This window comes from Pelagimonas phthalicica, from assembly GCF_004364805.1.
GTDB lineage: Bacteria > Pseudomonadota > Alphaproteobacteria > Rhodobacterales > Rhodobacteraceae > Pelagimonas > Pelagimonas phthalicica.
Window position 1 is genome coordinate 101,933 of record NZ_SOAP01000002.1, and the last position, 13,900, is coordinate 115,832.

The 13,900-nt window shown below is 58.5% G+C and carries 11 protein-coding genes and 1 pseudogene; 3 read left to right on the plus strand and 9 right to left on the minus strand.

The features are described 5' to 3' along the window. Positions 1-101: 101 nt before the first annotated feature. A complete protein-coding gene (uvrA, locus tag CLV87_RS10595; protein WP_099245131.1) occupies positions 102-2,960 on the plus strand; it encodes an excinuclease ABC subunit UvrA in 2,859 nt (952 codons plus the stop codon). A 30-nt stretch (positions 2,961-2,990) separates the two neighbouring features. Here uvrA and CLV87_RS10600 read toward each other — a convergent pair whose 3' ends face one another. The 9 genes and pseudogenes from CLV87_RS10600 to CLV87_RS10635 form a co-directional block, all read right to left on the minus strand. Continuing rightward, positions 2,991-3,185, minus strand: a complete 195-nt coding sequence (locus tag CLV87_RS10600) for a YgaP family membrane protein (RefSeq protein ID WP_099245133.1) — start codon at positions 3,183-3,185, stop codon at positions 2,991-2,993. An 81-nt stretch (positions 3,186-3,266) separates the two neighbouring features. Then, positions 3,267-3,917 carry a Crp/Fnr family transcriptional regulator gene (locus CLV87_RS10605; RefSeq protein ID WP_099245135.1) on the minus strand — a complete coding sequence of 217 codons (651 nt, stop codon included), beginning with the start codon at positions 3,915-3,917 and terminating at the stop codon, positions 3,267-3,269. Positions 3,918-4,078: 161 nt separating this feature from the next. Then, positions 4,079-4,951: a 3-hydroxyisobutyrate dehydrogenase gene (gene mmsB, locus CLV87_RS24335; RefSeq protein WP_306438020.1), complete on the minus strand. Its 873-nt coding sequence runs from the start codon at positions 4,949-4,951 to the stop codon at positions 4,079-4,081. Between the two features lie 99 nt (positions 4,952-5,050). Next, positions 5,051-6,034, minus strand: a pseudogene (locus CLV87_RS24340) (enoyl-CoA hydratase/isomerase family protein); the annotation flags it as partial. A gap of 51 nt (positions 6,035-6,085) precedes the next feature. Continuing rightward, positions 6,086-7,225 carry an acyl-CoA dehydrogenase family protein gene (locus tag CLV87_RS10615; RefSeq protein ID WP_099245138.1) on the minus strand — a complete coding sequence of 380 codons (1,140 nt, stop codon included), beginning with the start codon at positions 7,223-7,225 and terminating at the stop codon, positions 6,086-6,088. Positions 7,226-7,430: 205 nt separating this feature from the next. After that, positions 7,431-8,582 carry a glycosyltransferase gene (locus CLV87_RS10620; protein WP_099245140.1) on the minus strand — a complete coding sequence of 384 codons (1,152 nt, stop codon included), beginning with the start codon at positions 8,580-8,582 and terminating at the stop codon, positions 7,431-7,433. 66 nt (positions 8,583-8,648) lie between these two features. Then, a complete protein-coding gene (locus tag CLV87_RS10625) occupies positions 8,649-9,776 on the minus strand; it encodes a carboxylate-amine ligase (protein ID WP_099245142.1) in 1,128 nt (375 codons plus the stop codon). Positions 9,777-10,095: 319 nt separating this feature from the next. Next, positions 10,096-10,500: a hypothetical protein gene (locus tag CLV87_RS10630; protein WP_099245144.1), complete on the minus strand. Its 405-nt coding sequence runs from the start codon at positions 10,498-10,500 to the stop codon at positions 10,096-10,098. 306 nt (positions 10,501-10,806) lie between these two features. Further along, on the minus strand, positions 10,807-12,306 hold the full coding sequence (locus CLV87_RS10635) for a CoA-acylating methylmalonate-semialdehyde dehydrogenase (protein ID WP_099247658.1): 1,500 nt from the start codon (positions 12,304-12,306) through the stop codon (positions 10,807-10,809). A 113-nt stretch (positions 12,307-12,419) separates the two neighbouring features. Here CLV87_RS10635 and CLV87_RS10640 point away from each other — a divergent pair, with 113 nt between their 5' ends. Both CLV87_RS10640 and CLV87_RS10645 read left to right on the plus strand, forming a co-directional pair. Beyond that, positions 12,420-13,313 (plus strand): LysR family transcriptional regulator, encoded by an 894-nt coding sequence (locus CLV87_RS10640; protein WP_166652728.1) that lies wholly within the window; start codon positions 12,420-12,422, stop codon positions 13,311-13,313. Positions 13,314-13,373: 60 nt separating this feature from the next. Continuing rightward, positions 13,374-13,808, plus strand: coding sequence for a CBS domain-containing protein (locus CLV87_RS10645; protein WP_099245148.1), 435 nt, complete (start codon positions 13,374-13,376; stop codon positions 13,806-13,808). Positions 13,809-13,900: the final 92 nt, after the last annotated feature.

The window sequence follows — 13,900 nt, forward strand, 5'->3', positions numbered from 1 at the left end:
TTGTCAGTGCGGAGGTCTGTATTCCCCTTTTGTTCTAACTTTTCGATTGGCTATGCTGGGGCTTTCCCCTATCTGTTACTCACGCGTAAACGGGGGATCTGATGCCAGAGCTGAAGCAAATCGAAGTGCGGGGTGCGCGCGAGCATAACCTCAAATCGATTGACGTGGATATTCCACGTGATGAGCTGGTGGTGATCACCGGTTTGTCCGGGTCGGGAAAATCCTCGCTGGCCTTTGACACGATCTATGCCGAGGGGCAGCGCCGCTATGTGGAGAGCCTGAGCGCCTATGCACGGCAATTCCTTGATATGATGGAAAAACCCGATGTGGATCACATTGCTGGTCTCAGCCCGGCGATCTCCATCGAGCAGAAAACCACCTCGAAAAATCCGCGTTCCACCGTGGGCACTGTGACCGAGATTTACGATTATCTCCGCCTGCTTTTTGCTCGTGTCGGCACGCCTTACAGCCCCGCGACTGGCCTGCCGATTGAGGCACAGCAAGTGCAGGATATGGTCGACCGTGTCATGGGGATGGAGGAGGGGACCCGTGCCTATCTGCTCGCCCCCATCGTGCGCGACCGCAAAGGGGAGTATAAGAAAGAGTTTCTCGAGCTGCGCAAATCCGGCTTTCAGCGCGTCAAGGTGAATGGCGAGTTCTATGAATTGGATACGCCCCCAACCCTGGATAAGAAATTCCGCCATAATATCGATGTGGTCGTGGATCGCGTCGTGGTGCGCGAAGGCATGGAAACCCGGCTGGCTGACAGTTTCCGCACCGCGCTTGATCTTGCTTCGGGCATCGCGGTGTTGGAAACCGCGCCGCGCGAGGGTGACCCGGAACGCATTGTTTTCTCGGAAAACTTTGCCTGTCCTGAAAGCGGGTTCACGATTCCTGAGATCGAACCGCGCCTGTTCTCTTTCAACGCGCCTTTTGGGGCCTGCCCCGATTGTGACGGTCTGGGCAAAGAGCTGTTCTTTGACGAACGTCTGGTTGTACCCGATGTAACGCTCAAGGTCGCCGATGGCGCGCTGGCCCCCTGGCGCAAGGGCAAATCGCCCTATTTCCTGCAAACCATCGAGGCCATCGCCAAGCATTACGAGTTCAACAAAAATGACCGTTGGAAGGATCTCCCGGCGCATGTGCAGCAGGTGTTTCTGTACGGATCAGGCGAGGAAGAGATCAAGTTCCGCTATGACGAAGGCGGCCGCGTCTATGAGGTGACGCGGGTGTTCGAAGGCGTCATTCCCAATATGGAACGCCGCTATCGCGAAACCGATAGCAATTGGATCCGCGAAGAGTTTGAGCGTTACCAGAACAACCGCCCGTGCGGAACCTGCGAAGGTCACCGTTTGCGCCCCGAAGCTCTGGCGGTGAAAATCGCCGGGTTGCATGTGGGGCAAGTGGTTGAAATGTCGATCAAAGAGGCCTTTGCCTGGTGCCAGACCGTGCCAGAGTCTTTGACCAATCAGAAAAACGAAATCGCCCGCGCGATCCTGAAAGAAATCCGTGAACGGCTGGGGTTTTTGAACAATGTGGGCCTTGAATATCTGACGCTGTCGCGCAATTCGGGCACCTTGTCGGGCGGCGAAAGCCAGCGCATCCGCTTGGCCTCGCAAATCGGCTCGGGCCTGACCGGGGTGCTTTACGTGCTGGACGAACCCAGCATCGGCCTGCACCAGCGCGACAATACCAGGCTGCTCGACACGCTGAAAAACCTGCGTGATCAGGGCAATACGGTGATTGTTGTCGAACATGACGAAGAGGCGATCCGCGAGGCGGATTACGTCTTTGACATCGGACCGGGGGCCGGGGTGCATGGTGGGCAGGTGGTCTCCAAAGGAACGCCTGCCGAGGTTACCAACGACCCGGCCAGCCTGACCGGGCAATATCTGTCTGGGGAACGCGAAATTGCGGTCCCGGCGAAACGTCGCAAGGGCAATGGCAAAAAGGTTCGGGTGGTCAAGGCGACCGGCAACAATTTGAAAAACGTCACCGTCGATTTCCCGCTGGGCAAATTTGTCTGCGTGACCGGCGTGTCCGGGGGTGGCAAATCCACCCTGACGATTGAAACGCTATTCAAGACCGCCTCAATGGCGCTGAACGGCGCGCGTCAGACACCCGCGCCCTGCGAAACCATCAAAGGTCTCGAACACCTCGATAAGGTGATCGACATTGACCAGCGCCCGATTGGGCGCACCCCGCGGTCAAACCCGGCGACCTATACGGGCGCTTTCACGCCAATCCGGGATTGGTTCGCCGGGCTTCCTGAGGCGAAGGCTCGTGGTTATAAACCAGGGCGCTTCAGCTTCAACGTCAAGGGGGGCCGATGCGAGGCCTGTCAGGGCGACGGGGTCATCAAGATCGAGATGCATTTCCTGCCCGATGTGTATGTTACCTGTGAGACGTGTCATGGGGCCAGATACAACCGCGAAACTCTTGAGATTCGGTTTAAAGGCAAGAGCATCGCCGATGTTCTTGATATGACGGTTGAAGACGCGCAGGAGTTTTTCAAGGCCGTCCCAAGCATTCGCGACAAGATGGATGCGCTGGCGCGTGTGGGGCTGGGCTATATCAAGGTCGGCCAGCAGGCCACGACCCTGTCGGGTGGCGAAGCGCAGCGGGTGAAACTGTCGAAAGAGCTGGCCAAACGCTCTACCGGGCGCACGCTATATATCCTCGATGAACCCACAACCGGTCTGCATTTCGAGGATGTGCGCAAGCTGCTCGAGGTGCTGCATGAGCTGGTCGATCAGGGCAACACGGTGGTGGTGATCGAACACAATCTCGACGTGGTCAAAACCGCCGACCATATTATCGATATCGGCCCAGAGGGCGGTGATGGCGGCGGCGAAGTTGTGGCCCAGGGCACGCCTGAAAAGGTCGCCAAAGAGCCGCGCTCCCATACCGGGCGCTACCTTGCCCCGATGTTGGGGCTCAAGCGCGAAGCGGCAGAGTAAGGGAGGGCCCGGCTGAGACCGGGCCTTTCTTTAGCTTTTCTTGAGCGGGCAGGTGCTGAGCCCAAAGATGGAATAGAGCGGGCAGGAGCCAAGCAAGCCTGTCACCAGTGGCACAACGCCTATCCACATCCACCAGCCATAGCCCATCAGGGCTCCGACGATCAGCAGCGCGCCGATCACGATGCGCGCGATCTTGTCAAATCCGCCAACATTCTTTGAAAACATGGGTCTCTCCTTTTGCTTTGAGCCCATGTTACGCTGCTCCATGAGTGCTGTCGGTGACTAGGTCACCGACGCCGCGCCTCATCAATCGCTTTGCGCCAAAACCACTAGGGTCTCGAAATCCCTGATTTCAACCCGGCCGCGTTCCAGATGTAAAATCCCGCGCTTGGCCAAAGCGTCCAAACGGCGCGAGACAACCTCGCGCGCGGATCCGATCATCACGGCGATTTCCGCATGGGTCGCGGTCAAAACACCAGCCTCGCAACGCTCCAACAGGATCTGCGCTAGCCGCGCCTCAACCCGGGTAAAGGCCACCTTTTCAAGCAGATGCATCATGGTTTGCATGCGCTTGGCAAAGGCGCGAAAGACAAAATCGCGAAACCCGTCATCTTCGCCCATCAAGGTCAAAAACATCTCTTTGGGTACCAGAACAAGCCGCGCCGGGCCACGCGTGATCGCCTCGCCGGAATAATCCTCGCCCCCCATCAGGCCAAGCGTGGATTGCACACAGCTTTGCCCCGGCTCGACCGCATAAAGCAGAATTTCCCGCCCGGTTGGGCCGGTCAGAAACACATCCACCCGGCCTTCCAGCATGATGACAAAGCCTTTGACTGCCTCGCCAGGTTGAAACAGCACCGTCCCTTTAGGCACCTCCAAGGGCTGCAACCGGGCCAGTCGAGCCAGTGCAGCCTTAGAAAGATCGGGCAGGGCGGTGATATCGGTCCAATTGCTCATAAGGGCATGATGCCGGTTTTGAGCCGGTCACAAAACCCCGCAACCCCAATCAAATTGCCGCAACAGGCCCTAACCCTTTCAGGTTTCTTTGGGCCAAAAATATCCCGGGGTGAATTGCTCGCCCGGCGAGCAAGAGGGGCAGCGCCCCTCCCGCGCTTATCTCAACCGCGACCGCGTTTCTCAAAACGCAGCAGCATTGCGCTGAAATCCTGGCCCAACCCGTCTTCATCTTCCACAAATCGTGCATAAAGCGCCGTCGCCTCTTCGCCCATGGGCGTATCCGCATCCGCGGCCTCGGCCGCTTGCTGGCTCAGCCGCAGATCTTTCAGCATCAACTCCGCCGCAAAGCCGGGCAGGTATCCGTTGTCGGCCGGCGAGGTGGGGCCAACGCCGGGGGCGGGGCAGTAGGCATTCATGCTCCAGCTATAGCCAGACGAGGTGCTGACCACGTCAAACATGGCCTCTCGGGACAGGCCCAGTTTATCCGCCAAAGCAAAGGCTTCGCAGGTGGCGATCATGGTCACACCAAGGACCATGTTGTTGCAGATCTTCGCAGCCTGACCATTGCCCGCCTCACCGCAATGCACTGCCTTTTGGCCCATGATGTCAAACAGAGGCTTGGCGATGGCAAAGGCCTCGTCATTGCCGCCGACCATAAAGGTCAGCGTGCCACCCGCTGCGCCACCAATGCCGCCCGACACCGGGGCGTCCAGGGCTCCCAAGTTCGCCGCCTTGGCCTGCTGCGCCACCGCGCGGGCGCTGTCCACGTCAACGGTCGAACAATCCAGAAGCACCGCGCCGGGTTTCATGGCGGGAATGACCGTATCAGCGACAGCGCGCAGGATTGATCCATTTGGCAGCATGGTGATCACCACATCCGCGCCCTCGGCTGCGGCTGGGCCTGTCTCGACCGAGGTCACACCGTCGATCTCAACCCCGGCCACGTCAAAGCCAGAAACCTCATGCCCCGCCTTGGCAAGATTGGCTGCCATAGGACCACCCATATTGCCCAATCCGATGAAACCGATCTTCATAGCACTCTCCTTGAAATCCAATTTTTCCGCGCCCAAAGGCATGAGTATTTTTGACACTGCGACGGCCGGGACCGATCCATCGGCATATTGCCATTTTGGCGATTTGTCCTTGTCGATGATCTGCGCGCGGATCCCTTCGAGGAAATCGCCATGTTCCATGATGCGATGGCTGACACGATATTCCATTTCCAGCGCTTTGCGGATGGTCAGCGAGGGGCTGCGCAGGCGGTGCAGCATTTCGATGGTCAGCGCCATGGCCAGCGGCGCGTTGCGGTTCAGCGCTTTGAGGGTCTTTTGCGCAAGATCACCGTCATTTGTGGCAAGAAGGTTGTGGATATCCTGCAATCCTTCGCCTGCAAATAGCGCGTCAATCTCCGACTGTTGCGCTGCCAATGCGCTATCTGGCGGCGTGGTTGCCGCCTCTTCAAGACTGGTGATGTCGCCGGTGGTGCAGAGCCTTTCCTTGAACGACTGCCATTGCGCCTCGGGCACAAAACTGTCGGCAAACCCGGCGAAAATCGCATCCCCCGCCGCCATACGGCTGGCGGTGATGCCCAGATATTCCCCAATCCGCCCCGGCGCGCGGGACAAAAGATAGGTGCCGCCAACATCCGGTATCAACCCGATCCCGACCTCGGGCATGGCGATCTGGCTGCTTTCGCCCACGATGCGATGACTGCCGTGACAGCCCAACCCAACGCCGCCACCCATGGTGAACCCATGCAGAAAGCTGACCACAGGTTTCGGATACTCCGCCAGTTTGGCATTCATCCGGTATTCGTCGCGCCAGAACTTGCGGCCATAGTCAAAATCGCCCGCCGTGCCGGTGCGATACATCTCCGCAATATCACCCCCGGCGCAAAAGGCCTTTTCCCCTTCAGCGTCAATCAGCACCAGATCCACGCTGGCATCATCGCGCCACCGATCAATGGCGCGCTCTACCGCGAGACACATGTCATAGGACAGCGCGTTCAACGCCTTGGGGCGGGTCAAGGTGATCCGGCCCGCGCGCCCGTCTTTGCGAATGTTGATATCGGTCATTGCCAGTCCTCTATGCTTGCGGCTGGGGGCTCCAAAATCCATCGATGGATTTTGCAAATTCCGTCAACGGAATTTCCAGCACTTGGTTTGACCCTAGCGCGCCAAAAGATGGCGGGCCACGATCAGGCGCATGATTTCATTGGTGCCTTCCAGGATCTGATGCACGCGCAGGTCACGCACCAGCTTTTCAATCCCGTAATCCGCCAGATAGCCATAGCCGCCATGCAATTGCAGACATTGATCCACCACTTTTGACCCGGCCTCGGTAACGAATTTCTTGGCCATGGCGCAAAAGGCGGTGGCATCGGGCGCGCCGGTGTCGAGCTTCCAGGCGGCCTGACGTAGGAAGGTGCGGGCTGCTTGCAGCTCGATTTCCATATCGGCAAGGCGGAATTGTAGCGCCTGGAACTGGTCGATGCTTTTGCCAAAGGCCTTGCGTTCCGACATATATTGCAGCGTCGCGTTCAACCCGGCCTGGGCCGCGCCGAGCGAGCAGGCCGAGATGTTCAACCGCCCTCCATCCAATCCTGCCATGGCATATTTGAACCCCTGGCCTTCTTCGCCGACCAGATTGTCTAGGGATGTCAGGCAGTTGTCGAATTGTACCTGGGCGGTGGGTTGGCTTTGCCAGCCCATCTTTTTCTCGTTTGCGCCAAAGCTCAGACCTTCGGCCCCGTCCTCGACGATCACGGTTGAGATGCCTTTGGGCCCGTCCTCGCCGGTGCGACACATCACGACGTAGGCATCAGAATAGCCACCGCCCGAGATGAAGGCCTTGGACCCGGTCAGCCGGTAGCCTTCATTGGTTTTTTCAGCGCGGGTTTTCAATGCGGCGGCGTCTGAACCCGAGCCCGGTTCGGTCAGGCAGTAGGACAGGACCGTTTCCATGGTCATAGCCTTGGGCAGTACCCTCGTCTTGAGTTCATCCGAGCCGAATGTGTCGATCATCTTGGCGCACATATTGTGGATCGACAAAAAGGCCGCGACCGAGGGGCAGGCCATGGATAGGGCCTCAAACACCAGCGTCGCATCCAGCCGGGTCAGGGCGGAACCACCGCTGTCTTCGGAGACGTAAAGACCGCCAAACCCAAGCTCGGCCAGTTGCGGCCAGAGCTCTTTGGGGATGGTGCCATCGGCCTCCCATTTTTGCGCATTTGGGGCGATATTATCCTGCCCAAACCCATAGGCCATGTCGAAAATGGCGCTTTGTTCTTCGGTGAGCGCGAAATCCATGGGCTCCTCCCTCCAGCATGAATTGAACACTTGTTCATAATTTGCCGGAAGGGGCAGAGGATTGCAACCCCAATGATGCCGTAGGGGTGGGTTTTCAGGGGGTATTTTGCACGGGAAAGGGAGGGGCGTTGCCCCTCTTGGCCAAAGGCCAATTCACCCCAGGGTATTTTTGGCCCAAAGAAAGCCTTAAGCCCAGGCGTTCTTACTAGGGTGTTTCGCGGGGTGAGGTGCAAAGCGTATTGAGAATGGTGTTTTCCACCTTGGCCAGCCCGATCTCATTGTCGAATTTGGCTTCGGCGGTTTTGCGCGCCGAAAGGGTCATGGCGGAGCGGTCCGGCATGTCGAGGATTTGGGTGATGCGATCGGCAAATCCGGCCTCATCCCATTCCGGGACCAGCAGGCCGTTCACCCCGTCTTCGACCGCTTCGGGGATGCCGGCATGGATGGTGGAAAGGGTGATGCAGCCGCAGGCCAGCGCCTCTTGGATGGCGGTGGGCAGGCCTTCGGTATTGCCATCCTTGGCGGTGACGGAGTGCTGCAGGAAGGTTTCGGTGACCTGAAGGTGTTTGCGCACCTCGTCATGAGGCAGGGCACCGGTAAAGGTGACCTGTTCGGCAATGCCCAGATCGGCGGCAAGCGTTTTGCAACTGTCGAGCAAGGGGCCATCGCCAATGAATGTCAGATGCGCGTCGCGCCCTGCGGCGGCTTTGGCAAAGGCGCGCAGGGTGACCTGCGGGGCTTTCTTTTCCACCATGCGACCGACGGCAAGAAAGCTGCCAGGGGTTTTGGGGCCGGGGGTGAACAGGCGGACATTCACGCCCGAGGGCACCACATGGGCATTGGGATGGCGGATGCCATGTTTGGCGAGATTGTCGAGCAGGAACTGGCTGACCGAGAACATGCCCGCGAGGCGCGGCATCATCAGTTTATAAGAGCGCACCCGTTGTTTTGATCCCAATGCGCGCGAGGCATCAGTGCCGCGCCAATAGGTAAAGACCGGGATGCCCATGTCATTGCCGAGCTTGGCAACAACCAGCGCCTGGGTGCCAAATTCCGCCAGGATTACATCGACCTGTTGGGCGCGCAGCCAGGCCTGCAGCTTGCGCCGATTGGCCCCGAAGGGCAGGCGCGAGGTGCCATGCAGCAGGGCTCCGCTGAGCGCGGCAAAGGGGGCCTGAAGCTTGTCCGCCAGAGACAGGCGCGCGCGCCGGGTGAAGAGTGGTTTGTCAAACGGGTTTTGACCATTGGAGCGGCCACAGATCACCACGGTCTCGCCGTCAAACATGTGCTCGATATGACGGTTGATAAAGGTTTCCCCCATGACAAAGTAGTCAGAGGTGACAATGGCGATGCGCATCCTGCGTCCTTTTGTGGATCTTTTGCCTCTTATCGCTGTGCTGCGCGCGGGCTGCAAGGTCGGGTATCACAGATCCTGACTGAATTCTTCGATCAGGTGATGAACCACGGCGCGCATCTGCGCGGCTTCGTCCTGACCGTCCCGGGCTGCCTGTTGACGGGTGGCGCGCTGGCGCTCGGTCGAGTTGCCGTTTTCGACAATCTCGCGCATGCGTACGAGTTCGGGCAGACAATCAAGGGCTTCGGCATCTTGCTGCAAAAGATCGATCAGATCGTTGATGATGGTGGCAAAGGGCATGATCTCGGCCGCGCCGTAATCGATTAAACCTTCGCTGACGCCATAACGTTGCGCGCGCCAGCGGTTTTCGCCGATCAAGAAATTCTCATAGATGCGCCAGCGCTGGTTTTGTTTTCGCAAGCGCCACAGCATCCGCATCAGACATTGGGTCAGGGCTGCCAGGGTCAGGGTGTCTTGCATCCGGGGCTGCACATCCATGATGCGGGTTTCAAGGGTGGGAAAGCGCGAGGAGGGGCGCAGATCCCACCAGATGCGCGAAGTGTCTTCGATCACGCCCAGATTGACCAGCACCTGAACCGAGCGTTGATAGTCATCCCAGCTTTCGAATTGTGGCGGCAACCCGGTGCGGGGCAGGTTGTCAAAGACCGAAATTCGATAAGAGGCCAGCCCGCTATCGCGCCCGTTCCAGAATGGCGACGAGGTGGACAGCGCCAAGAGATGCGGCAGGAAATAGCCCATCTGACGCATGAGGTCGGCGCGCAGCGGGTCAGAATTCAGCCCGACATGCACATGCATGCCGCAGATCAACATGCGCCGCACCACGCCGCCCAGGTCACGGTCTAGTTCGTTGTAGCGATCCTTGTTGGTGTGATGCTGCTGCTTCCAATCGGCAAAAGGATGGCATGAGGCGGCGATGGGGGCCAAGCCAAACTTGGCCGCTTGCTCGGCCACGCCAGCGCGCAGCTTGCGCAGCTCGTCTCGGGCTTGGGTGATATTGGCGCAGGGTTTGGTGCCGATTTCGATCTGGCATTGGAGGAATTCGGGGCTGACCTGATCCGGAAGCGCTTCAGCGCAGGCGGTCATCAATTCCTCTGGGGCTTCGACCAGAGCCCCAGATTGGGGATCAACCAACAGGTATTCTTCTTCGATGCCCAGTGTGAATTCCGGCTCGGCCATGGCTCTCTCCCCTCTTTTCCACCTGCCAGCTTTGCGCTGCTTTCGACGGGATGCAAGGGAAAGGCGGGCGACATTCTGCCCCTAGTACCCTGGAACTGAAATCCGCAACATAGACAATTGGTTATTACACAGGTTCGCGCCCGGCACCGAGGGTGGGCGCGTCAAATCTTGGCAATCGGGTTTCGGCACCAAATTGCAGTGCAACTTGCTGAAACCTTGAGTTGAATTCGCGCCCGCCCTGGCGGCGGGGTCGGGCGCGAACCGGATCGCAAGCGATCCGGGGACATTTTTCTATGACAAGGATTTCGGTTCCAGTTGACTAGCGCTCGACGTCATCCGGCGACACGCCAAGGAAGCCCAAAGTCGCGTTCATGTCTTCAAAAACCACTGCTTCGACATCGCCGGTCAGTTCGGTCAGGCTGGCGTAAATGCGCGCCATGCCATATTGCAATTCGCTTGGGGCGTAGATGCCGCATTTGGCGCGGGTTTTGGGGTGTTTGGGGTAAAGTGTGCGTTCGGCGCGACGCATGGCGCACATCTCGGCATAACCCATTTTCGTGTCGGTCCATTGGGACAGATCGAACAGCTCGTCCCGGCCCGGGCGATATTCGGGATGGGCCTGATAGCTTTTGATGTAAGCCAGCAGGTCGCCCAATTCGACATCACCGACCAAGCGTACATAGGTCAGGTCTGGTTTTTTCAAGACGTCGAATTCTACGGGCATTCTATCCTCGGTTTCGCGCCTACGACCAAAGTCGCAGATGGGTCTACTACGATAGAAACATTGGAGGGTGAGACAACCTATGCTTACAAGGCAAAGCCCTATCCATAAGCATAGATTTGGGCGCTAACAGGGCCAGATTTTTAGTATTTTTTGCAACGACTTGCTGGGCGTTGTTCTGATTTCTTCAAAAAATGGAATATTTTCGAATCGATATCTTGTGATCGCCGGAATCAGCCAGAGGTTTAGAAATGAAAAATCCCCGCGGCGGGTGCCGCGGGGATAGGCATTTGCTGATTTTCTCAGCGATCAGTCCATGGCTTTGAAGTTGAACTCGCCGCCTTCTTTGATGCCCGAGAACCAGCGCGATGTGACGGTCTTGGTGCGGGTGTAGAAGCGGAAGGCGTCAGGGCCGTATTGGTTCAGGTCGCCAAAAGCGGATTTCTTCCAGCCGCCAAAGGTGTGGTAGGACAGCGGAACCGGGATCGGGAAGTTGATGCCAACCATGCCGACATTGACCCGGTGGGCAAAGTCACGCGCGGTATCCCCATCAGCGGTGTAGATCGCGGTGCCGTTGCCGTATTCATTGTCCATGACCAGGCTCAGCGCGTCCTCATAGTTATCGGTGCGTACCTGAGACAGAACCGGGCCAAAGATTTCCTCTTTGTAGATGTCCATATCCGGGGTCACATTGTCAAAATAGCTCGGGCCGACAAAGAAGCCGTTTTCGTAGCCTTGCAGGCTGAAATCACGGCCATCGACCACCAGTTTCGCGCCTTGATCGACACCGCTTTGCACCAGACCATTGATACGCGCCTGCGAAGCGGCGGTGATCACCGGGCCAAAATCGACATCGTCACCAGCGGTGTAGGGGCCAACCTTAAGCGCTTCAATGCGCGGCACCAGGCGTTCCACCAGAGCGTCAGCGGTTTCCTGCCCCACAGGAACAGCGACCGAGATCGCCATGCAGCGTTCGCCCGCGGCGCCAAAGCCCGCGCCAACCAACGCGTCTGCGGCCTTGTCCATGTCGGCATCGGGCATGATGATCATGTGGTTCTTGGCACCGCCGAAACACTGGGCGCGTTTGCCGTTCGCTGTGGCGCGGCTGTAGATATATTGCGCGATCGGAGTCGAGCCGACAAAGCCCACCGCCTGGATGGTGTCATTGTCCAGCAGCGCATCCACGGCCTCTTTATCACCATTGACGATTTGCAGGGCACCATCGGGCAGGCCTGCTTCTTTCAGCAGTTCCGCCAGACGCAATGCGGTCGAAGGCACACGCTCGGATGGTTTCAGAACCATGGTGTTGCCCGAGGCCAGGGCCGGGCCCATTTTCCACAGCGGGATCATGGCGGGGAAGTTGAAAGGCGTGATGCCCGCAACCACACCCAGAGGCTGTCGCATTGAGTGCAGATCGATGCCGGGGCCGCCTGCATCGGTGAACTCACCCTTAAGCATATGCGGCGCGCCCATGCAGACCTCGATCACTTCCAGACCACGCTGCACGTCGCCTTTGGCATCTGGCAGGGTCTTGCCGTGTTCACGGGCGACCAGCTCGGCCAGCTCGTCCATGTGTTCGTTGATCAGCGCGCCGAATTTCATCATGACGCGGGCACGTTTCTGAGGGTTGGTTGCGCCCCAGATTTTCTGTGCTTCGGCGGCCTTGGCCACTGCGGCGTTGACTTCTTCGACGGTGGCCAGCGGCACTTTGGCCTGCACTTCACCGGTTGCCGGGTTCATGACATCGGCAAAGCGGCCAGATGCGCCTGAGACATGTTCGCCGTTGATATAGTGGGTCAGTTCTTGCATGGAATCCTCCCTTGAAAGCTTGCCGCAACTGTAGTCTTGCAAAAATGCGCCGAAAACAGGCATTGTGGCAAAAGTATTTTGCAAAAATGCAAAGGTGATGTCGGAGAGGCGTGATGAGCAATTGGGATGATCTGCGGATCTTCTTGGCGGTGGCCCGCGGCGAAAGCCTGTCAGCCGCCGGGCGTGACCTGCGCATGGACCCCGCAACAGTGGGGCGGCGCATTGGGCGGCTTGAGGAAAGCATGGGCGCGCCGTTATTTGCCAAATCCCCGCAGGGCTATGGGCTGACCGAGGCGGGGGCGCGTCTCATCGAACATGCCGAGGCCGCTGAACAGGCGTTGTCGCTGGCCAATGAAGCGGTGCGCGGCCATTCTGACGGGTTGTCCGGGCAAATCCGCATCGGTGCCCCGGATGGCAGCGCCAATTTTCTGTTGCCGCAGGTTCTGGCCGAAATTTCGGACGAAAACCCGGATCTGGACCTGCAAATCGTCGCCTTGCCCCGGGTGATGAACCTGTCGCGGCGCGAGGTGGATATGGCCGTGACGGTTTCACCGCCCACTGCCGGGCGGCTATTGGTGCAGAAAGTGACCGATTATCACCTGCATCTGGCTGCAAGCGCCGATTACCTGGCCCAAAACCCCGCCATCACCACCCTGGCGGATCTCAAGGGCCATCGCATCATCGGCTATATCCCCGATATGATCTTTGACAAGGAATTGGACTATCTCTCGGATCTTGGCATGACGCGCGTGCCGCTGGCCTCCAATTCCGTCTCGGTGCAATTTCATTGGGTGCGCACAGGCGCGGGTCTGGGTATTGTACATGACTTTGCCATGCCCGCCGCGCCGGACCTGCGTTATGTCTTGCGTGATAAGGTTCACTTAACCAGGAGCTTTTACCTTGTTCGTCATGCGGATGACCAACGTTTGGAGCGGATGAACCGCTTTGCGGCAGCGCTTAGTGCCGGGATGCGGCGCGAATTGGCGCGATTGGAAGGTCTGACTTGACAGTCCGTCCTTTGCCGGGAACGCTGGAACATAGCACGATACGCAAGGAGGAGACCCAGTATGCAGGTTCAGCAAATTCTCAAAAGCAAAGGCAATGCCAGCGTTTATACCGTAAAACCCGGCACGCCGGTCTCTGAGGCGGCGCAGCTTTTGGCGGAGAAGCGGATCGGGACGGTGGTGATCTCTGAAACGGGCAAGACCGCCGATGGGATCCTGTCCGAGCGTGACATCGTCCGCGAACTGGCCGCCAAAGGGGCGGCATGCCTGTCGGCCAGCGTCGATGATTATATGACCCGGGATCTGGTCACCTGCACTCGCGCAGAAATGTCCGAAACCGTTCTGGCCAAGATGACCGAGGGGCGGTTCCGCCACATGCCGGTGGTCGAGGATGGCGAATTGGTTGGTCTGATCACACTGGGTGACGTGGTCAAGGCGCGGCTGTCGCAACTTGCGATGGAAAAAGACGCACTAGAAGGGATGATTATGGGTCACTGACCTCTCTGACATGCTGCGCCGCCGCAATAGAAGTGCTGCGGCGCGGTAAGATCAGAGATTTCGTGCTTGCAATCTGGCGCGCAATATTGTTG

What these genes read in the sequence shown, in the direction of transcription:
- CLV87_RS10615 (WP_099245138.1), bottom strand. Translation starts at nt 7,225, where the DNA reads ATGGATTTCGCGCTCACCGAAGAACAAAGCGCCATTTTCGACATGGCC.
- CLV87_RS10635 (WP_099247658.1), bottom strand. Translation starts at nt 12,306, where the DNA reads ATGCAAGAACTGACCCACTATATCAACGGCGAACATGTCTCAGGCGCA.
- CLV87_RS10630 (WP_099245144.1), bottom strand. Translation starts at nt 10,500, where the DNA reads ATGCCCGTAGAATTCGACGTCTTGAAAAAACCAGACCTGACCTATGTA.
- CLV87_RS10600 (WP_099245133.1), bottom strand. Translation starts at nt 3,185, where the DNA reads ATGTTTTCAAAGAATGTTGGCGGATTTGACAAGATCGCGCGCATCGTG.
- CLV87_RS10645 (WP_099245148.1), top strand. Translation starts at nt 13,374, where the DNA reads ATGCAGGTTCAGCAAATTCTCAAAAGCAAAGGCAATGCCAGCGTTTAT.
- CLV87_RS10625 (WP_099245142.1), bottom strand. Translation starts at nt 9,776, where the DNA reads ATGGCCGAGCCGGAATTCACACTGGGCATCGAAGAAGAATACCTGTTG.
- CLV87_RS10640 (WP_166652728.1), top strand. Translation starts at nt 12,420, where the DNA reads ATGAGCAATTGGGATGATCTGCGGATCTTCTTGGCGGTGGCCCGCGGC.
- uvrA (WP_099245131.1), top strand. Translation starts at nt 102, where the DNA reads ATGCCAGAGCTGAAGCAAATCGAAGTGCGGGGTGCGCGCGAGCATAAC.
- CLV87_RS10620 (WP_099245140.1), bottom strand. Translation starts at nt 8,582, where the DNA reads ATGCGCATCGCCATTGTCACCTCTGACTACTTTGTCATGGGGGAAACC.
- CLV87_RS10605 (WP_099245135.1), bottom strand. Translation starts at nt 3,917, where the DNA reads ATGAGCAATTGGACCGATATCACCGCCCTGCCCGATCTTTCTAAGGCT.
- mmsB (WP_306438020.1), bottom strand. Translation starts at nt 4,951, where the DNA reads ATGAAGATCGGTTTCATCGGATTGGGCAATATGGGTGGTCCTATGGCA.